Genomic DNA, 19,813 nt, shown 5'->3' on the forward strand with positions numbered 1-19,813 from the left:
CTGTAGCCCCGGTAGCCACTAACACCGGCAGTTTCATTAGCCATGGGGAGAGAGATAGCGTTGAGAGCTTCAGCTCGCAATAGTACGGGCCGTAGGTTGGGTAAGGCGTTAGCCGCCACCCGACAAAAAAACGGCACCGCGAGCACGGGTAAGGTGCCAGCAGTGCCATCCGGGACATACCCCGGCTCGCGCTGCGCTTAGCCGGGCTACCGAACTGTCGCCCCGATAAGCGTAGCGCTACCGGGGACGCCTGCGATATCGAGGCGCTACAGCGTTTTCAACATCCGCACTTCGCAGTCCACGTGGCCGGTGCAGCCCAGCGGACCGTCAATATGTTCGAAGCCAAGATGCTCATATAAGCCGATCGCCTCCGTCAGGAAGGCGGTGGTTTCCAGATAGCAGCGTTTAAAGCCCTGCTCGCGGGCGTAGTCCAGCGCCAACAGCGCCAGCTTCTTCGCCAGCCCCTGGCCGCGGGCGCTGGTCATAAAATACATTTTCTGCAGCTCGCAGATATCCGGCTCGCTGCAGGCGAGCGGCGCGACGCCGCCGCCGCCCACCACTTCTCCCTCTTTCTCCACCACCCAGTAGGCGGAGCCCGGCTGGCTGTACAGCTCATACAGCTCATCGAGATTCGGGTCGGCGACCGTATAGCCTTTATCGGCGGTCAGGCCGTATTCAGCGGAGACCTGACGGATGACCCTGGCGATGGCGGGATTGTCTGCCGCCGTAATGCGACGCAGCAACGTCGCCGCGGGGACGCTCGTATTCATACAATGACTCATTACCCAAAAAAAACGAATGATGATGTTAATAACATCGCGGCAGGGGAGAGCGCAAGCGAGGATGTTTCATAAAAACGCCCCTTGCCGGGTGGCAAGGGGCGGGAGGGTTACAGCGCGGCGATCACCGCCTGCTGTTCAATCAGCTTCGCTTTCGCTTCCGCGTAGCCTTCCAGCTTCTCGCGCTCTTTGGCGATCACCGCTTCCGGCGCACGGGCCACAAAGCCTTCGTTGGCCAGCTTGCTTTCGATGCGGCCAATTTCACCTTCGATTTTCGCCACTTCTTTCGCCAGACGCGCCAGCTCATCTTCTTTGTTGATGAGGCCCGCCATCGGGATCAGCAGTTCGGCGCCGTCGACGATCTTGGTCACCGAGACCGGACCTTTATCCTCGGCAGGCAGCACGGTAATGCTTTCCAGACGCGCCAGATTCAGCAGGAAGCTGCGGTTGTCGTTCACGCGACGCTCGGCCTCTTTGCTGCAGCCGCGCAGCAGCAGTTCCAGCGGTTTGCCCGGAGCGATGTTCATTTCCGCACGGATGTTACGCACGGCGACGATCGCCTGCTTCAGCCATTCGGTGTCGGCCAGCGCCGCGTCGTCCACCTGAGAGGCATCGTACTGCGGGAACGGCTGCAGCATGATGGTGTCGGCGGTGATCCCGCAGATGACCTTCACGCGCTGCCAGATGGTCTCGGTGATGAACGGAATGATCGGATGCGCCAGGCGCAGCAGACCTTCCAGCACAGTCACCAGCGTATGGCGAGTGCCGCGCAGCTCCGCTTCGCTGCCGCCGTTCATGACCGGCTTGGTCAGTTCCAGGTACCAGTCGCAGAACTGGTTCCAGGTGAACTCATACAGGATGCCGGCGGCGATATCGAAGCGGAAGTTATCCAGCGCTTCGCGATACGCTTTGACGGTGTGGTTGAATTCCGCAAGGATCCAGCGGTCGGCCAGGGAGAGCACCATCTCGCCGCCGTTGAAGCCGCAATCCTGATCTTCGGTGTTCATCAGCACAAAGCGGCTGGCGTTCCACAGCTTGTTACAGAAGTTACGGTAACCTTCCAGACGCTTCATATCCCAGTTGATGTCGCGGCCGGTAGAGGCCAGCGCCGCCAGGGTGAAGCGCAGGGCGTCGGTGCCGTGCGGCTCGATGCCGTTCGGGAACTGTTTCTCGGTGCGCTTACGGATTTTCTCCGCCAGCTGCGGCTGCATCATGTTGCCGGTACGTTTCTCCAGCAGCTCCGGCAGGGTGATGCCGTCAACCATATCCAGCGGGTCAATAACGTTACCCTTGGATTTGGACATCTTCTGGCCTTCGTCATCGCGGATCAGACCAGTCATGTAGACGGTCTTAAACGGAACCTGCGGTTTACCGTTTTCATCTTTGATGAAGTGCATGGTCATCATGATCATGCGGGCGATCCAGAAGAAGATGATGTCGAAGCCGGACACCATCACGCTGGTTGGGTGGAACTGACGCAGGGCGTCGGTGTTTTCCGGCCAGCCGAGGGTGGAGAAGGTCCACAGCGCGGAGGAGAACCAGGTATCGAGAACGTCTTCGTCCTGACGCAGCGCAACGTCGGCGCTCAGGTTGTTTTCCTGACGCACTTCGTCTTCGCTACGGCCCACGTAGACGTTGCCGTCGTTGTCATACCATGCCGGAATGCGGTGACCCCACCACAGCTGACGGGAGATACACCAGTCCTGAATATCGCGCATCCAGGAGAAGTACATGTTTTCGTACTGCTTCGGCACGAACTGGATGTCGCCGTTTTCAACGGCTTCCACCGCCGGCTTGGCCAGCACGTCCGCGCGCACGTACCACTGGTCGGTCAGCATCGGTTCGATAACCACGCCGCCGCGGTCGCCGTAAGGGACGGTCAGGTCGTGCGGTTTGATCTCTTCCAGCAGGCCGAGGGCGTCAACCGCCGCAACGACGGCTTTACGCGCCGCGAAGCGTTCCAGTTTCTGGAACTCCGCCGGGATCTCGCTGGAGTAGACGTCAGATTCATTGCCTTTGGTGTCGTACACTTCCGCGCTTTCGCGGATGTCGCCGTCAAAGGTCAGGATGTTGATCATCGGCAGCTGGTGACGACGACCCACTTCGTAGTCGTTAAAGTCGTGCGCCGGGGTGATCTTCACGCAGCCGGTGCCTTTCTCCATGTCGGCGTGTTCGTCGCCCACGATCGGGATGCGGCGGTTTACCAGCGGCAGCACCACGAATTTGCCAATCAGATCTTTGTAGCGCGGATCTTCCGGGTTAACGGCCACGCCGGTATCGCCCAGCAGGGTTTCCGGACGGGTAGTGGCGACCACCAGGTAGTCTTTACCGTCAGCGGTTTTCGCGCCATCGGCCAGCGGGTAGCGGATGTGCCACATCGAACCTTTCGATTCGCGGTTTTCCACTTCGAGGTCGGAAATGGCGGTGCGCAGTTTCGGGTCCCAGTTAACCAGGCGTTTACCGCGGTAGATCAGATCTTCTTTGTACAGGCGAACAAACACTTCTTTCACGGCATTGGAAAGCCCCTCGTCCATGGTGAAGCGCTCGCGCTCCCAGTCCACGGAGTTGCCGAGACGGCGCATCTGACGGGTAATGGTGCCGCCGGATTCCGCTTTCCACTGCCAGATTTTGTCGATGAAGGCGTCGCGGCCGTAGTCGTGGCGGGTTTTCCCTTCTTCAGCGGCAATCTTACGCTCAACCACCATCTGGGTAGCGATACCCGCGTGGTCGGTCCCCGCCTGCCACAGGGTGTTTTTGCCCTGCATGCGCTGGTAGCGAATCATGGTATCCATGATGGTTTGCTGGAAGGCATGACCCATATGCAAACTGCCGGTGACGTTCGGCGGCGGGATCATGATGCAGAAGCTCTCCTGGCTTTCATCACCATTCGGTTTGAAATAGCCCTGCTTTTCCCAGTGCTCGTAAAGCGGCTGTTCGATATCTTGTGGGTTGTATGTCTTTTCCATTATTTCCAGGTTGCCGTGTTCAGGTTGAAACCAGCCATGCGGTACGCCTTATAGCGTTCGCGCGCCAGTTGTTTCAGATTTTCTTCGTAAGGGACAAAGTCTATCACTTCTGTGAAAGCGGTGGCAAAATCTGCAAAGTTAAGCCGCAGGCTGATCAGAATATCCCGCGGGCTGCTGTTGCGCTTTTGCGGCCAGGCAATCTCCACCGGCGCGCCGCCTCGCGGGCCTTCGCCCGCCAGATTGTGCGGCACAAAGCTCTCCGGCGGCCGCGACCACAGCGCCTCATCGAGACGAATCGCCTGCTGCTCATCTTCACAGGCGATCAGGACGCGCTTGCCGTTGCGCCAACGTTCTGCGGCAATGTCACACACCAGCTGCTCGACGGCGCTCAGGCCGTCGACGGTGTCTTCGTTGTCCAGAAGGTAGAACGTTGCATTCTTCATATATGGGGCTTCTTGTCGTGGATTTAAATGCAAAGCCGGGTGGCGCTACGCTTACCCGGCCTACAAACGGCATCTTTCCGTAGGCCCGGTAAGCGTAGCGCCACCGGGCATCAGACGGCAATCACTCTTCGCCGTTAAAACCCGCGCGATTGAGCAGGAACTGCGACAGCAGAGCGACCGGACGACCGGTGGCGCCTTTGGCTTTGCCGGAACGCCAGGCGGTGCCGGCGATGTCGAGGTGCGCCCAGTTGTACTTGCGGGTGAAGCGCGACAGGAAGCAGCCGGCGGTGATCGCGCCGCCAGGACGGCCGCCGATATTCGCCATATCGGCAAAGTTGGATTCCAGCTGGTCCTGGAACTCATCGGCCAGCGGCAGACGCCATGCGCGGTCGCCGGCCAGTTCGGAGGCGCCGATCAGCTCATGGGCCAGCGGGTTATGGTTCGACATCAGGCCGGTGATGTGATGGCCGAGGGCAATCACGCAGGCGCCGGTAAGCGTCGCCACATCGATAACCGCTTCCGGCTCGAAGCGTTCAACGTAGGTCAGCACATCGCACAGCACCAGACGGCCTTCGGCGTCGGTGTTCAGCACTTCCACCGTCTGTCCGGACATGGTGGTCAGAACATCGCCCGGGCGATACGCGCGACCGCCAGGCATGTTTTCACAGCCCGCCAGCACGCCGATCACGTTCAGCGGCAGCTGCAGCTCAGCAACCATCCGCATCACCCCGTACACCGCTGCGGCGCCGCACATGTCGTACTTCATCTCGTCCATGCCTTCAGCCGGCTTGATGGAGATGCCGCCGGAGTCGAAGGTCAGGCCTTTACCGACCAGCACGATAGGGCGCGCGTCTTCCGACGGGTTGCCTTTATACTCGATGACCGACATCAGCGACTCGTTCTGCGAACCGTTGCCGACGGCGAGGTAGGCGTTCATTCCTAGCTCGCGCATCTGCTGTTCGCCGATCACGCGGGTGATAACGTTTTTGCTATAGGTATCGGCCAGCTGGCGTGCCTGGGAGGCCAGATAGGCGGCGTTACAGATGTTCGGCGGCATGTTGCCGAGATCTTTCGCCGCTTTGATGCCGGCGGCGATCGCCAGCCCGTGCTGAATGGCGCGTTCGCCGCTGGTCAGCTCGCGACGGGTCGGCACGTTAAAGACCATTTTACGCAGCGGGCGACGCGGCTCGCTTTTGTTGGTCTTCAACTGGTCGAAGCTGTACAGCGTCTCTTTGGCGGTTTCAACGGCCTGGCGAACTTTCCAGTAGTTGTTACGGCCCTTGACGTGCAGCTCGGTCAGGAAGCAGACCGCCTCCATTGAACCGGTATCATTCAGGGTATTGATGGTTTTCTGGATGACCTGCTTGTACTGACGCTCATCCAGTTCGCGCTCTTTGCCGCAGCCAATCAGCAGAATGCGCTCAGACAGAATGTTTGGCACATGGTGCAGCAATAACGTCTGGCCAGGTTTGCCTTCCAGCTCGCCGCGACGCAGCAGGGCGCTGATGTAGCCGTCGCTGATTTTATCGAGTTGTTCGGCGATGGGGGAGAGGCGACGTGGTTCAAAGACGCCGACCACGATACAGGCGCTCCGCTGCTTCTCCGGGCTACCGCTTTTTACACTGAACTCCATGCACTATGCTCCTGAATCTTAAAGACAACAGTGGTGGCTACGGCTATACTCGTCGCCTTTCAAGTTGCAGATGCGCCGGCTGCGCCTGCTTACCCTGACGTGGCACATTGTGCGCGCCAGGGGCCACAGCCCTGCTGCCTTCTTACAACTCGAAATCCATTGAGTATATAATTGCAAGCTTTCGTAACTCATATCCGCTGTTGCGGTGACTTCGTGTTAATCTTAACGTTATTAAGGCCTGGGTTCGTCAGAAAAGATCCTGACATGCAGAACCGATGAGTCATTTAATCTTAGCGACGTTTTCGACGACCAAAGAGAATAAATGACGTTTAAGCCATGAAACAAGCAATTTTCCTGCACTAAAACGGGTTTTTACGGGCGTATTTATAGTGATAATCATAAGATATCTGGTTCGTGAGACGCTGAAAAGCCAGTTGGCGATCCTATTCATCCTGTTACTGATTTTCTTTTGTCAGAAATTAGTCAGGATCCTCGGCGCTGCGGTGGATGGCGATATCCCAACCAATCTGGTGCTCTCGCTGTTGGGGCTCGGCATCCCGGAGATGGCGCAGCTTATCCTGCCGTTAAGTCTGTTCCTTGGCCTGCTGATGACCCTCGGCAAGCTGTACACCGAAAGCGAAATTACGGTGATGCACGCCTGCGGCCTGAGTAAAGCCGTGCTGATCAAGGCGGCGATGATCCTCGCGCTGTTCACCGGCGCGGTGGCGGCGGTCAACGTGATGTGGGCGGGGCCGTGGTCGTCGCGCCATCAGGATGAAGTGCTGGCGGAAGCCAAGGCCAACCCCGGCATGGCCGCTCTGGCCCAGGGCCAGTTCCAGCAGGCCAGCGATGGTAACGCGGTGATGTTTATCGAGAGCGTGAACGGCAACCGCTTCCATGACGTCTTCCTTGCCCAGCTGCGTCCGAAAGGCAACGCGCGCCCCTCCGTGGTGGTGGCGGATTCCGGCGAGCTGTCGCAGCAGAAAGACGGTTCGCAGGTGGTGACCCTCAACAAGGGCACCCGCTTTGAAGGCACCGCGATGCTGCGCGATTTCCGCATTACCGATTTCAATAACTATCAGGCCATTATCGGCCACCAGGCGGTGACCTCCGATCCGGACGACACCGAACAGATGGATATGCGCACTCTGTGGCAGACCCACACCGACCGCGCGCGCGCCGAACTGCACTGGCGCTTCACGCTGGTGGCGACGGTCTTCATTATGGCGCTGATGGTGGTGCCCCTCAGCGTGGTGAACCCGCGCCAGGGCCGCGTGCTGTCGATGCTGCCGGCGATGCTGCTCTACCTGGTGTTCTTCCTGCTGCAGACCTCGATTAAGTCGAACGGCGGCAAAGGCAAAATGGACCCGGCTATCTGGATGTGGGCGATCAACCTGCTCTATTTTGCGCTGGCGGTGCTGTTAAACCTGTGGGACACGGTGCCGATGCGCCGCTTCCGCGCCCGTTTTAATAAAGGAGCGGCCTGATGCAGGCGTTTGGCGTACTTGACCGTTATATCGGTAAGACGATTTTCAACACCATCATGATGACGCTGTTCATGCTGGTGTCGCTCTCCGGCATTATCAAGTTTGTCGATCAGCTGAAAAAGTCCGGGCAGGGCAGTTACGACGCGCTGGGCGCCGGCCTCTATACCATCCTCAGCGTGCCGAAAGACATCCAGATCTTCTTCCCAATGGCGGCGCTGCTTGGCGCGCTGCTGGGGCTGGGGATGCTGGCCCAGCGCAGCGAGCTGGTGGTGATGCAGGCGTCCGGTTTCACCCGGCTGCAGGTGGCGCTGGCGGTGATGAAAACCGCTATCCCGCTGGTGCTGCTGACCATGGCGATCGGCGAGTGGGTGGCGCCGCAGGGCGAACAGATGGCGCGCAACTACCGCGCCCAGCAGATGTACGGCGGTTCGCTACTTTCCACCCAGCAGGGGCTGTGGGCGAAAGATGGCCATAACTTTGTCTATATCGAACGGGTGAAAGGTAACGATGAGCTGGGGGGCGTCAGCATTTATGCTTTCAACCCGGAGCGTCGTTTACAGTCGGTGCGCTATGCCGCCTCGGCAAAATTCGATAGCGAGAATAAAGTGTGGCGCCTGTCGCAGGTGGATGAATCCGATCTGACCGATCCGAAGCAGGTGACCGGGTCGCAGATGGTGAGCGGTACCTGGAAAACCAACCTGACGCCGGACAAGCTCGGCGTGGTTGCCCTGGATCCGGATGCGCTGTCGATCAGCGGGCTGCACAACTATGTGAAATACCTGAAATCCAGCGGTCAGGATCCGGGACGCTACCAGCTCAATATGTGGAGCAAAATCTTCCAGCCGCTGTCGGTGGCGGTGATGATGCTGATGGCGCTGTCGTTTATCTTTGGCCCGCTGCGTAGCGTGCCGATGGGCGTCCGGGTAGTGACGGGGATTAGCTTCGGCTTTATCTTCTACGTGCTGGATCAGATTTTCGGCCCGCTGACCCTGGTGTACGGCATACCGCCGATCATCGGCGCGCTGTTGCCAAGCGCCAGCTTCTTCCTGATAAGCCTCTGGCTGATGATGCGTAAGGCCTAGCGGGTAAGTTTGAAACCTAAGCCCCCTCATTGATGAGGGGGCTTTTTTTTAGCGCTTGCGTCCGCCCAGCAGGCTGCCCAGCATGCCGCGGACGATCTGATTGGTGACCTGGCGAACTGCGCTTTTCGCCGCGGTCTGCACGATACCGTCGCGTTTGCCGCCGCGCGGGCCGGTGCTGCCGAACAGGATATCTTTCAGGCCGCCGAGCAGCCCGTCGTCTTCTCCGCTCTGCTGACCCTTCGCCGGCGGAGCCGACTGCTGCTCGGTAGTGACCTGCACCCCTTGCTGCAGCATCTCGAAGGCCGACTCGCGGTCCACCTCCTCTTCATACTTGCCGTACAGCGGCGAGTGATTCAGCAGACCATTGCGCTCGTCATCGCTGACTGGCCCCATCCGCGAGCAGGGAGCGATAACCATCGCCCGCTCGACCACCGACGGACTGCCTTTCTCATCGAGGAAGGAGATCAGCGCCTCGCCGGTGCCCAGCTCCTGGATCGCCTGTTCGGTACTGAAGGCCGGGTTGGCGCGCATGGTCTGGGCGGCGGTTTTCACCGCTTTCTGATCCTTCGGCGTAAAGGCGCGCAGCGCGTGCTGCACACGGTTGCCCAACTGGCCGAGCACAGCGTCGGGAATATCCGCCGGGTTCTGCGAGACAAAATAGACGCCGACGCCCTTGGAGCGGATAAGACGGATCACCTGTTCGATTTTATCCAGCAGCACCTGCGGCGCATCGTTGAACAGCAGATGCGCCTCATCGAAGAAGAACACCAGTTTGGGCTTGTCGAGATCGCCCGCCTCCGGTAGGCGCTCGTACAGCTCGGAGAGCATCCACAGCAGGCTGGCGGCGTAGAGCTTCGGCATCTGGTAGAGCTTTTCAGCGCTGAGGATATTGATCACCCCTTTGCCACTGGCATCGACGCGCATCCAGTCGGCAATATCCAGCATCGGCTCGCCGAAGAAGTGCCCGGCGCCCTGTTGCTCCAGGGTCAACAGCCCGCGCTGGATGGCGCCGACCGAGGCGCTGCTGATATTGCCGTACTGATTCTGGAAAGATTTGGCGTTGTCGCCGATAAACTGGGTGATGGCGCGGAGGTCTTTGAAGTCGAGCAGCAGCAGGCCGCGGTCGTCCGCGATGCGGAAAATAATGTTCAGCACGCCGCTCTGCACCTCATTGAGATTGAGCAGGCGCGCCAGCAGCAGGGGGCCAAGATCGGAGACCGTCGCCCGCACCGGGTGGCCCTTTTCGCCAAAGATATCCCAGAGCACCACCGGGTTGGCGTGCGGCTCCCAGTCGCTGACGCCGATCTTCTCCAGCCGCGCCTGCAGTTTCTCTGAGCTCTGGCCCGCGGCGGCAATGCCGGTCAGATCGCCCTTGACGTCCGCCATAAATACCGGCACGCCAATCTCCGAAAACGACTCAGCCAGCTTTTGCAGGGTGACGGTTTTACCGGTGCCGGTCGCACCGGTGATCAGCCCATGGCGGTTGGCCATGGCGGGCAGCAAATAGAGCGTGTTATCCAGCGTGCGCGCAATCAACAGGGGTGAGCTCATGATCGATTCCTCCATTTATCCTGCGACGATTATAGGCAACCTCGTCGTCCGGCGTTGGGGAAATCGTCACGCGCCGCGCACGCTTTAGCGAGAGGCCTCAGGCGCAGTGGCGTTGGATAAGCGCGATGCTCTGCTCAATTTCGCGCTCGATATCCGCTTCGCTCCACTGCGCCAGCTCGGGAGCGAAGGGTTCAAAAGCGTATACCCCCTGATAGCCGCGGGCTTCCAGGGCCTTAACCTGCTCGCAGGTGCCGAGACGATCCTGCGGCGTCAGCATGATGCGCTCGGCATCGGTGAGCTGCTCGCGCGGACGGGTATCGTCCACTCCGGAAAGGTGGACCAGCCCGATGTCCGCCACTTCCACCTGGCTGAACTCGTCCGCCGCCTGCGGGTAGAGATGGTGATGGAAGGTGTCGATCAGCAGCTTAAACGGCACGCGCGCGTCATGGATCAGCGTCTGCGCCTGGTGCGCCGATCGCAGCGAGCTTTGCGGGAAGCCCAGCGGCTCCACCAGGCCGTGGATGCCGTAGAAGGCGAACAGCGGGGCCAGGTCGCGCAGGGCGCCCAGGGTGTCGCTGGCCGGCACCTCGCTGCCGTCGTTGAGCGGGCAGAGCACCAGCGATTTGGCGCCGATGGCCTGAGCCTCTTTCAGCAGCGACTCGGTCAGCTGCCGCACCTCTTCGCTACGGCGGTTAAAGGGATAGACCGCGTTAATCGTCAGGATCTCGATGTGATAACGCGCCGCCAGCTCGCGCACCTGCTGATGGCTTAAATCGTCGGTCACCTTCCCGCTGGGTAAATCGTTGCGCAGCTCGACTTTATTCAGGCCCAGACGGTTCACCAGACGGAAAAACGCTTCAATGCTGAGCGCTGGCGCGATTTTGCGGTTAATACAAAAACGTTGCATTGCGATGGCCATAGGACACTCCTGACGGAAGAGGGTTAGGTTCGTTCAATTGGCTAACAGTCAAAACGTTTATTCCAAAATAAGCAAGAATGAAAATGATGATTGTTTGAGCTGCCTCGCAAAATATTCCCGGCCGCCGCGGCGGGAGCGACCGGGACGGGGAGCCTGGCATCACGAGGCGGCGCGGCTCGATGGGGGAAGCGTGTAAGCGATGCGTGAGCGCAAAATGCGACTGTTATCACCAAAATGAAATTTCATTTCACAACAATGTTGAAATATAAATTTCATTTTACTACGGTTATAGCACAGCAGAATCAGCGACGGGCCGGTGTGCGCTGGCCCTCTTCACTATGAGGCGAGAACATGACGATCACAGGAAACTTTATTGGCGGGAAAACCGTTATCAGCAGCAGCAACGAAACGATGCCGGTGTACGATCCGGCGACGGGCAAAGCGGTGCGCGAAGTCACGGTATCGACCGCGCAGGAAGTCTCTGAGGCGATTCAGGTTGCTCGCGATGCGTTTGACAGCTGGTCCCGTACCACGCCGCTGCGCCGCGCCCGCGTGCTGTTCAACTTCAAAATGTTGCTGGAGCAGCACGTGGAAGAGCTGGCGGGGATCATCGTCAGCGAGCACGGCAAAGTGTGGTCGGATGCGCTGGGCGAGCTGACCCGCGGCATGGAAGTGGTCGAATTCGCCTGCGGGATCCCGCACCTGATTAAAGGTGAATACTCTTCTGACGTCGGCACCGGCGTCGACAGCTATTCGCTGATGCAGCCGCTGGGCGTGGTGGCCGGGATCACCCCGTTCAACTTCCCGGCGATGGTGCCGATGTGGATGTTCCCGCTGGCGCTGGCCTGCGGCAACAGCTTCGTCCTCAAACCGCCGGCGTTGGCGCCGACGGCCGCCGTGCGTCTGGCAGAGCTGCTGAAAGAGGCTGGTCTGCCGGACGGCGTGTTTAACGTCGTGCACTGCAGCAATGAAGATGCCGAGCAGCTGTACACTGACCCGCGCATTGCGGCAGTGAGCTTCGTTGGCTCCTCCGGCGTGGCGGAGTATATCTATAAGACCGCCAGCGCCCACGGCAAGCGCGTGCAGGCCTTTGGCGCCGCCAAAAACCACGCGATAGTGATGCCGGATGCCGATCTCGACGCCACCGTTAACGCCATTATGGGCGGCGCCTTCGGTTCCGCAGGCGAGCGCTGCATGGCGCTGCCGGTGGTGGTCGCGGTGGGAGATGAAACCGCCGACAAACTGATCGCCCGCCTGAAGCCGTTGGTGGAGGCGCTGAAAGTGGGCCCGGGCTGCATGCGCGGCCAGGAAGAGAACGAGATGGGGCCGGTGGTTTCTGATACTCACCAGAAAAAAGTCCTCGGCTATATTGATAAAGGCGAAAGCGAAGGGGCAAAACTGGTGGTCGATGGCCGCAAACTGCGCGTGCCGGGTTACGACGCGGGCTATTATGTCGGCGGCACCCTGTTCGATCACGTCACCCCGGAGATGACCATCTGGCGCGAAGAGATCTTTGGCCCGGTGCTGGGGATTGTGCGCGCGGCGGACTATGACAGCGCCCTCGAGCTGGTCAACAGCCACGAGTTTGGCAACGGCAGCGCCGTCTTCACCAGTAACGGCCACACCGCGCGTGAATTCGTCCACGACGTGCAGGCGGGGATGGTCGGGGTGAACGTGCCGGTCCCGGTGCCGATGGCGTTCCACAGCTTTGGCGGCTGGAAGCGCTCAGTGTTCGGGGCGCTGAACGTTCACGGGCCGGACGGCGTGCGCTTCTACACGCGCATGAAGACCGCCACCGTACGCTGGCCGGCAGGGCAGCAGACCGTATCTGAATTCAGCATGCCGACGTTAGGTTAATCGGCGAAGGAGAGCGCCATGTCGTTACTGGCTAAATCGCGAAAAGAGGGACAGATCCAGCATATTACGCCGCAAAGCGCCGGTTGGCGCTATATCGGCTTTGATGTCTGGATGTTGAAAAAAGGGCAGACCGTGACGCTGGAGAGCGGCGACCGCGAGCTGTGCCTGGTGCTGGTCGCCGGCCTGGCGTCGGTGAAAACGCAGCAGGCCGATTTCCCGAATCTCGGTAAACGGATGTCGCCGTTTGAACGCACCCCGCCGTGGTCGGTGTACGTGCCGCCGCAGGATCGGGTCGAGGTGACCGCCGATTCCGATCTGGAGCTGGCGGTGTGTAGCGCGCCGGGCAAAGGCAGCTTCCCGGCACGCCTTATTCGGCCGGAAGATGTCGGCGTCGAGCATCGTGGGAAAGGGCGCAACCAGCGTCGGGTGCATAATATTCTGCCGGACAGCGCCGAGGCGGATTGCCTGCTGGTGGTGGAAGTCTACACCGACGAAGGGGCCACCAGCTCGTGGCCGTCGCATAAGCACGATACCGCCCTGCCGGGCAAAGAAACGCAACTGGAAGAGACCTACTATCACCGTTTCGATCCGCCGCAGGGCTTTGCCTTCCAGCGGGTCTACACCGACGACCGTAGCCTGGACGCCTGCATGGCGCCCTATAACCACGATGTGGTGATGGTGCCGCGCGGTTACCATCCGGTGGCGGCGATTGCCGGTTACGACAGCTACTATCTGAACGTCATGGCCGGGCCGGACCGGAAATGGCTGTTCACCTGGGAAGATGACCACGCCTGGATCAACACGCCGGAGTATCCGCGTCACGACTGATGCGCGGTGCAGAAGCGGATAAAAAAGGCCGGTTAGCGATGCTAACCGGCCTTGTTGTTTGAGAGCAGCGGGTACATTTGTAGCGTAACGCTCCGCGGAATCCCACTCCCTGGCCCGGCAAGCGCAGCGTTGCCGGGGAGGACACCTCAGGCGCCATACCCGTCTTATGCCGGATGGCGCTACGCTTATCCGGCCTACAGGATCCTCTCCTGAGCCCATATACCCCACGCCCGGCAAGCGCAGCGCCGCCGGACAAGATATCAGACTCGATACCTGGGATGTTGTCGGGTGGCGGCTGTGCCTGGCCCGGCCTACAGGGTCCCTGCGACCTGTCCCTGATTTACCCACTTGCGCGACTGAAACTGCCGGTGCTGACGGCCTCAAAATCGCTGAGACGTTCCCGGAAGGCCGGGGCAGCCCGCATGGATGCGGGCTGAGGGCCGTGTTTTGCAGGGACGCTGCCTCGGCCCGACCCGAAGCCTGCAGGGATAAGTCGAAGGGACCGCGCAGCGGCGATTTTGCTGGCCGGAGCCCGGGGGTACAGGGGGCGGCGGCGACTGGCCGCCCCCTGTGCGCTCCCTGCACCATGCCAGGCATAACGCAGACGATTAACCGGGAGCGCAAATTTCGCTGAAGTTACACGTGATAAACGCATTGTCTGGCCGGGAAAGTTGCAAACCGATAACAGTCTCTACGGCGACCCGCAGGTGCACATATCCCAGGCCCGGCAAGCGCAGCGCCGCCGGGCAGGACACCTCCGGCGCCATACCTGCCTTTGTGCCGGATGGCGGCTTCGCCTTATCCGGCCTACCGGCGCCTCCCGCAGGCTTATACAACTCCGCCGGGCAACTAACGCCAGGCGGCTTATTTCACGCCTTCTGCTTGGCCTCAGACTCCTGACTGCTGTTCAGCGCCAGCGAGACCGCCAGCGTCTGGGCCAGGCACAGCGAAGCAACCTGCGAGCGGAAGCCATCCACCTGCGCTTCCCGCACCACAAAGCAGACATCGCTGAAGGCCGCCAGCGGGCTGACCTGGCTGTCGGTAATGGCGATCTGCCGCGCTTTGCGCTGCGCGCCCAGCTCCACCAGCTCGACCACTTCCCGGGCGTACGGCGAGAAGCTCACCGCCACCACCACGTCTTTCGGGCCGACCAGACTCAGTTGCTCGGTGAACATGCCGCCGAGGCCGTCGATCAGAAAGGCTTTGCGATCGAGGTGGCGCAGCGCATAGGTCAGATAGGAGGCGACGCTGAACGACCGGCGCAGGCCAATGACGTAGATATTTTCCGCCTCGCCCAGCAGGGCCACCGCGCGCTCCAGCTCATCGCTGGAGGTCTGCATCGCCAGCTGCTGCAGCGCCTGGTTGTTCACCATCGTGAACATATTGAGAATTTCCGTCGGCGTTTCCGGCGGGCTGGACTCATCGCTGGTGGTCTGGCGGAACAGACGGGCGCGCTCGGTATAGTTGGCGGTCTCTTCCATCAAATGTTGCTTGAACATCTGTTTCATTTCGTTAAAGCCGCTGAAGCCGAAGGCGTTGGCAAAACGAATCAACGTGGAAGGGGGAACGTCCGCCTGTTGCGCAATGGAGGCCACGGTATCGAAAGCCACGCTATTGCTGTTATCAAGGATATAGCGGGCGACCTGTTTCAGGCGTTTGCTTAACGTATCGTAGCGACGCCTGATTTCATCCTGCAGGATGGTCAGCTGTGTTGGGTTATTGGCCATAGAGTGCGCTCTGAGAAAATGGAAGGAATATGGCTTCCAGTGTACCAAATGAAGCGAATTTTTCATTTATTGCGACGAAATACGCGATTCATTTCACGAAGAAACAGAAAAACGCCCGCTCCGCAAGGTGACGGAGACGGGCGTCGGGGGATCAGCGGCGGGCTTCGCGCCAGTAGCCAATAAGCGTCAGGTAGTTGCGTTTCACTTCCTCTATCAGCGCCTCATCGCTGAGCTCACCCTGCATCCAGCGCCGCGACGGCTGGCCAAAGATAGTGCGCCCGACGGCGAAACCTTTGATCATCGGGTGTGCGGCCGCCTCGGCGAAACCGGCGCGCAGTTTGTCGGAAGGCGCGTCGAGGCCGAGGATCAGGATCCCGCGGCTCCACGGATCTTCGCGCTCGATAAGGGCGGTGATCTGCTGCCAGCTGGCGCTGGAGAGCGGCGGCAGCTTCCACCAGTCCGGCTTGATCCCCAGCTGATAGAAGTGTTCCAGCATGGTGTGGTAATGGCGCTCGTCTTTGTCCGGGCCATTTTCCGGCAGGATCACCTCCAGCAGCAATTCATGGCCTGACTTGTTACAGGCCTGCCACACCTCGAGCAGCAGGGCGTCCTGCTCTGCACGCAGCGCCGTCGGGTCATCCGGGTGATAGAAGACCAGACATTTGACGACATGCTCCAGCGGCCAGTCGATCAGCTGCGAGCCGATGTTGCCATGCTCCAGACGCAGCGGTCGCGAGCTGGGCAGTTCGATAGGGCGCCCGATCCACCAGCCCTTGCCGGTAATGGCGTTCAGCGCACGCTGGCCGTAGGTGCCGTCGGCCAGAATACCGCTGCGCTGGTCAAGGCCCGCCTCCTGCGCCGCCGCTTCGGCCGCGGCCAACAACAGCAGCTTGAGCTGCGGAATGCAGGCTTCATCGCGCCCGGCCTCCCGCGCCAGATCGGCCAGCTGTTTGCGATGGTCGAAGGCGAAAATGCACAGCTCCGGCCACTGCTGGCGGCGGCTGGTCACCCGGTGCAGGTGGTTGAGGCGCTCGTCGACGTCCGGGCGCGGCACCGATTCGGCGCGCTGCAGATAGTCATCGAGTTCGACTTTGGTCGGCATCGCCGGCGCACAGCCGTGGCGGGAGACCACCAGCGCCCCGCAGGCATTGGCATAACGGCAAGCCTGCTCCCAGCCCTCGTCGTTAAGCCAGCCGCGCAGCAGGCCAGACATAAAGGCATCTCCGGCGCCCAGCACGTTGAGCACCTCCACGCGCACGCCCTGCTGCAGCGGCACCTGGTCCCAGCTGTCCGGGATGTCGCCTTCCAGCACCACGCAGCCCATCGGCCCGCGCTTGCAGACGAGGGTGGCTTTGGTGGCATTGCGCACATTTTTGAGCGCGGTCAGGGTATCGGTGCTGCCCCCGGCAATATGAAACTCTTCTTCGGTTCCCACCACCAAATCGAACAGATGCAGCACTTCCTGCAGCTGGCTGGTGACCGGCCCGGACTCAATGAAACGGGTTTCTCCATCGCCGAGCGAGGTGAGTCCCCACAGCACCGGACGGTAATCGATATCCAGCGCGGTACGCAGGCCGTGACGGCGGGCGTACTCCAGCGCCTTCAGCACCGCGGCGCGGGTGTTGGCGTGCGACAGATGGGTGCCGGTCACCGCCAGCGCCCGGGAGGAGGCAATATACTCCTCGCTGATGTCGTCAGGCGTTAAGGCCATATCGGCGCAGTTATCGCGGTAGAAAATCAGAGGGAAAGTCTCCTGATCCTTTATCCCCAGCATCACCAGCGCGGTCAGGCGGGATTTGTCGGTAATCAGATACTCAGTATCCACCCCGGCGCCGTTAAGCGTTTCACGCAGGAAACGGCCGTTGTGTTCATCGCCAACGCGCGCCAGCATGGCCGATTTCAGCCCCTGAATCGCGGTGCCAAAGGCCACGTTGCCGGAGGAGCCGCCCAGATATTTCGAGAAACTGGCAACGTCTTCTAGCCGCGAACCGATCTGCTGGGCATAGAGGTCGACTGCCACCCGACCTATACAGATGACGTCGAGCCGCTTTACTGCTGCATTCATAGCTAGGATTTCCTTTTTGGTGTCTGCTGCCTGGAAGGGTCGGGATCCCGACGTTGACTCCGTGAACAGCCTGAGGGTTATTGGTTACCCTTAGTTTGAGAAATAAATATTTCATTTGCAAACTCGTTCGAAATTAAAAAACCAAAAGTGTGAGGGATCTACCACTCTGCCGCACTGAGCCTCGCGTGAGCGCGGATCGTCCCCACTGTTGACCCGGGAGAAAATGAAACGCCACACGACAGCCATTTACCTATGATTTTTAAGGGGATATTGTCGTGTGCTGCGGCAAAAAAGGGCCCGAAAACGTGTCAGGAATGTAAGTGAAACGTATGAAATGGGTAGAGAGTTTGATCCTTCTCGCAAAATGAAATATTTCTTCTGTATTTGTATTTAATGAAAAAAATGTTTGCCTATAATCCACAGGTATTCCAGTGACGTGAACGACGGCCCCGGCGGCATCGGCGCGACGCCACACACAAATACTGAACAATAAGGATTGTGCATCATGGGCAAACTGAGACTGACAACGGCGCAGGCGCTGGTGAAGTTCCTCGATAACCAGTACCTGGAAGTGGATGGCGTAGAGCTGAAGTTCGTGAAAGGCATTTTCGCGATATTCGGCCATGGCAACGTCCTGGGGCTGGGGCAGGCGCTGGAGCAGGACAGCGGCGACATGCGCGTCTATCAGGGGCGCAACGAGCAGGGGATGGCCCACGCGGCCACCGGTTTTGCCCGCCAGGCCTTGCGCCGGCAGATTATCGCCTGCACCTCCTCCATCGGTCCGGGGGCGGCCAACATGATCACCGCCGCCGGCACCGCCAGCGCCAACCGTATTCCGCTGCTGCTGCTGCCGGGCGATGTCTTCGCCACCCGCCAGCCGGACCCGGTGCTCCAGCAGATTGAACAGAGCTACGATCTCAGCATCAGCACCAATGACGCCTTCCGCGCGGTCAGCAAATACTGGGACCGCATTACCCGCCCGGAACAGCTGATGAGCGCCTGCATCAATGCCATGCGCGTCCTGACCGACCCGGCGGAAACCGGCGCGGTGACGCTGTGCCTGCCGCAGGACGTGCAGGGCGAAGCCTGGGACTACCCGGAATCCTTCTTTGCGCGCCGGGTGCACCGTCTCGACCGCCGCCCGGCCAGCGCCGCGCAGCTGGCGGACGCCGTGGCGGCCATCAAAGCCAGTCGTAAACCGCTGATCGTCTGCGGCGGCGGGGTGAAATACTCCGGCGCGGGCGAAGCGCTGTCCCGTTTCGCCGAGCGCTACGGGGTGCCCTTTGCCGAAACCCAGGCCGGGAAGGGGACGGTGGTCTCTTCTCACCCCCTGAACGTCGGCGGCGTCGGCGAGACGGGCTGTCTGGCGGCGAACCTGCTGGCGAAAGAGGCCGACCTGGTGATCGGCGTTGGCACCCGTTTCAGCGATTTTACCACCGCCTCGAAATGGATTTTCCAGCACCCGGAGGTGCGTTTCCTGAATATTAACGTCAGCAACTTCGACGCCTGGAAGCTGGACGGCATTGCCATGCTGGCGGACGCCCGGGAAGCGATGACCACCCTCGACGCGGCGCTGGCGGACAGCGGCTGGCAGGCCGGCTGGGGCGCGCAGATCGAGAGCGTGCAGAGCCGTCAGTTAAAAGAGACCCAGCGCGTCTACCAGGCGGTGTGGCAGGAAAAATCCTTTGTCCCGGAGATCGACGATCATCTCGATCGCGAATCGGTGTATCGCGAGTTCCGCCAGATCACCGACTCCACCCTGACCCAGAGCAGCGTCCTTGGGGTACTGAATGAAACGCTGCCGGCCGAGGCGGTGATCGTCGCGGCGGCGGGCAGCTTGCCCGGCGATCTGCAGCGCGTCTGGCGCAACCGCGCGGAAAACACCTACCACGTGGAGTACGGCTACTCCTGCATGGGATATGAGGTCAACGCCGCGCTGGGCGTGAAACTGGCGCAGCCGCAGAGCGAAGTCTACTCCCTGGTCGGCGATGGCTCGTTCATGATGCTCCACTCTGAACTGGTCACCTCTCTGCAGGAGCGGGCGAAGATCAACGTCGTGCTGTTCGACAACATGGCCAACGGCTGCATCAACAACCTGCAGATGGAGCACGGGATGGACAGCTTCGGCACCGAGTTCCGCTACCGCCAGCCGGAAACCGGCCAGCTGCAGGGCGGCCTGGTGCCGGTGGACTTCGCCACCATCGCCGCCGGCTACGGCTGCAAAACCTGGCGCGTCACCACCCTGGACGAACTGCGCCACGCGCTGGACGCCGCCCGTCGCGAAACGGTCAGCACCCTGATTGATATTAAAGTGCTGCCGAAGACCATGGTGCACAAATACGGCAGCTGGTGGAACGTTGGCGTCGCCCAGACGGCGCTCTCTGAGCGGATCCGCAAAGTTGCGCAAATGATTAATGAAAAGCGCGCCCAGGCGCGTGATTACTAAAACGAACATCCACTCTGAATCCTACAGACT

At 60.4% G+C, this 19,813-nt stretch carries 13 protein-coding genes; 5 read left to right on the forward strand and 8 right to left on the reverse strand.

Annotated elements, in window-relative coordinates; genetic code table 11:
* Positions 1 to 266 precede the first annotated feature (266 nt).
* The 4 genes from CE636_RS17730 to pepA all read right to left on the reverse strand — a co-directional run bounded on the left by CE636_RS17730 (position 267) and on the right by pepA (position 5,821).
* Positions 267 to 770: a GNAT family N-acetyltransferase gene (locus CE636_RS17730; RefSeq protein WP_017900565.1), complete on the reverse strand. Its 504-nt coding sequence runs from the start codon at positions 768 to 770 to the stop codon at positions 267 to 269.
* A gap of 119 nt (positions 771 to 889) precedes the next feature.
* Positions 890 to 3,745: a valine--tRNA ligase gene (locus tag CE636_RS17735; RefSeq protein WP_017900564.1), complete on the reverse strand. Its 2,856-nt coding sequence runs from the start codon at positions 3,743 to 3,745 to the stop codon at positions 890 to 892.
* On the reverse strand, positions 3,745 to 4,188 hold the full coding sequence (gene holC / locus CE636_RS17740; protein ID WP_004206530.1) for a DNA polymerase III subunit chi: 444 nt from the start codon (positions 4,186 to 4,188) through the stop codon (positions 3,745 to 3,747). The genes CE636_RS17735 and holC overlap by 1 nt, the downstream gene beginning before the upstream one ends.
* 121 nt (positions 4,189 to 4,309) lie before the next feature.
* Positions 4,310 to 5,821 carry a leucyl aminopeptidase gene (pepA, locus tag CE636_RS17745; protein WP_004206531.1) on the reverse strand — a complete coding sequence of 504 codons (1,512 nt, stop codon included), beginning with the start codon at positions 5,819 to 5,821 and terminating at the stop codon, positions 4,310 to 4,312.
* A gap of 389 nt (positions 5,822 to 6,210) precedes the next feature.
* Between pepA and lptF the strand changes: the two genes are divergently transcribed.
* Entirely contained in the window at positions 6,211 to 7,308 is a 1,098-nt protein-coding gene (gene lptF / locus CE636_RS17755) for an LPS export ABC transporter permease LptF (protein WP_012969078.1), read from the forward strand.
* Positions 7,308 to 8,390, forward strand: coding sequence for an LPS export ABC transporter permease LptG (lptG, locus tag CE636_RS17760; RefSeq protein WP_002886956.1), 1,083 nt, complete (start codon positions 7,308 to 7,310; stop codon positions 8,388 to 8,390). The genes lptF and lptG overlap by 1 nt, the downstream gene beginning before the upstream one ends.
* Before the next feature lie 48 nt (positions 8,391 to 8,438).
* Here the strand turns inward: lptG and CE636_RS17765 are convergent, their stop codons facing one another.
* Both CE636_RS17765 and CE636_RS17770 read right to left on the reverse strand, forming a co-directional pair.
* Positions 8,439 to 9,941, reverse strand: a complete 1,503-nt coding sequence (locus CE636_RS17765; RefSeq protein WP_017900563.1) for a helicase HerA-like C-terminal domain-containing protein — start codon at positions 9,939 to 9,941, stop codon at positions 8,439 to 8,441.
* 97 nt (positions 9,942 to 10,038) lie between these two features.
* Positions 10,039 to 10,860 (reverse strand): TIM barrel protein, encoded by an 822-nt coding sequence (locus CE636_RS17770; protein WP_017900562.1) that lies wholly within the window; start codon positions 10,858 to 10,860, stop codon positions 10,039 to 10,041.
* Positions 10,861 to 11,211: 351 nt separating this feature from the next.
* Between CE636_RS17770 and CE636_RS17775 the strand changes: the two genes are divergently transcribed.
* Positions 11,212 to 12,717: a CoA-acylating methylmalonate-semialdehyde dehydrogenase gene (locus CE636_RS17775; protein WP_004146794.1), complete on the forward strand. Its 1,506-nt coding sequence runs from the start codon at positions 11,212 to 11,214 to the stop codon at positions 12,715 to 12,717.
* Positions 12,718 to 12,735: 18 nt separating this feature from the next.
* Positions 12,736 to 13,545: a 5-deoxy-glucuronate isomerase gene (gene iolB, locus CE636_RS17780; protein ID WP_017900561.1), complete on the forward strand. Its 810-nt coding sequence runs from the start codon at positions 12,736 to 12,738 to the stop codon at positions 13,543 to 13,545.
* A gap of 869 nt (positions 13,546 to 14,414) precedes the next feature.
* Here the strand turns inward: iolB and CE636_RS17790 are convergent.
* Positions 14,415 to 15,272 carry a MurR/RpiR family transcriptional regulator gene (locus tag CE636_RS17790; RefSeq protein ID WP_004206536.1) on the reverse strand — a complete coding sequence of 286 codons (858 nt, stop codon included), beginning with the start codon at positions 15,270 to 15,272 and terminating at the stop codon, positions 14,415 to 14,417.
* A 151-nt stretch (positions 15,273 to 15,423) separates the two neighbouring features.
* The gene (locus CE636_RS17795) at positions 15,424 to 17,337 is read right to left on the reverse strand and encodes a bifunctional 5-dehydro-2-deoxygluconokinase/5-dehydro-2-deoxyphosphogluconate aldolase (protein WP_017899883.1); all 1,914 of its coding nucleotides are present in this window, start codon (positions 17,335 to 17,337) and stop codon (positions 15,424 to 15,426) included.
* Positions 17,338 to 17,842: 505 nt separating this feature from the next.
* On the opposite strand from CE636_RS17795, the gene iolD reads away from it, so the two are divergent.
* Positions 17,843 to 19,783 (forward strand): 3D-(3,5/4)-trihydroxycyclohexane-1,2-dione acylhydrolase (decyclizing), encoded by a 1,941-nt coding sequence (gene iolD / locus CE636_RS17800; RefSeq protein WP_017899882.1) that lies wholly within the window; start codon positions 17,843 to 17,845, stop codon positions 19,781 to 19,783.
* Positions 19,784 to 19,813: the final 30 nt, after the last annotated feature.

It is taken from the genome of Klebsiella sp. LY (assembly GCF_004010915.1).
GTDB lineage: Bacteria > Pseudomonadota > Gammaproteobacteria > Enterobacterales > Enterobacteriaceae > Klebsiella > Klebsiella quasipneumoniae.

Bases quoted from the DNA above. Each gene is read 5' to 3' on its own strand.
- lptG (WP_002886956.1), top strand. From the start codon at position 7,308: ATGCAGGCGTTTGGCGTACTTGACCGTTATATCGGTAAGACGATTTTC.
- iolD (WP_017899882.1), top strand. From the start codon at position 17,843: ATGGGCAAACTGAGACTGACAACGGCGCAGGCGCTGGTGAAGTTCCTC.
- pepA (WP_004206531.1), bottom strand. From the start codon at position 5,821: ATGGAGTTCAGTGTAAAAAGCGGTAGCCCGGAGAAGCAGCGGAGCGCC.
- CE636_RS17795 (WP_017899883.1), bottom strand. From the start codon at position 17,337: ATGAATGCAGCAGTAAAGCGGCTCGACGTCATCTGTATAGGTCGGGTG.
- CE636_RS17730 (WP_017900565.1), bottom strand. From the start codon at position 770: ATGAATACGAGCGTCCCCGCGGCGACGTTGCTGCGTCGCATTACGGCG.
- CE636_RS17790 (WP_004206536.1), bottom strand. From the start codon at position 15,272: ATGGCCAATAACCCAACACAGCTGACCATCCTGCAGGATGAAATCAGG.
- holC (WP_004206530.1), bottom strand. From the start codon at position 4,188: ATGAAGAATGCAACGTTCTACCTTCTGGACAACGAAGACACCGTCGAC.
- CE636_RS17770 (WP_017900562.1), bottom strand. From the start codon at position 10,860: ATGGCCATCGCAATGCAACGTTTTTGTATTAACCGCAAAATCGCGCCA.
- CE636_RS17735 (WP_017900564.1), bottom strand. From the start codon at position 3,745: ATGGAAAAGACATACAACCCACAAGATATCGAACAGCCGCTTTACGAG.
- CE636_RS17775 (WP_004146794.1), top strand. From the start codon at position 11,212: ATGACGATCACAGGAAACTTTATTGGCGGGAAAACCGTTATCAGCAGC.
- iolB (WP_017900561.1), top strand. From the start codon at position 12,736: ATGTCGTTACTGGCTAAATCGCGAAAAGAGGGACAGATCCAGCATATT.
- CE636_RS17765 (WP_017900563.1), bottom strand. From the start codon at position 9,941: ATGAGCTCACCCCTGTTGATTGCGCGCACGCTGGATAACACGCTCTAT.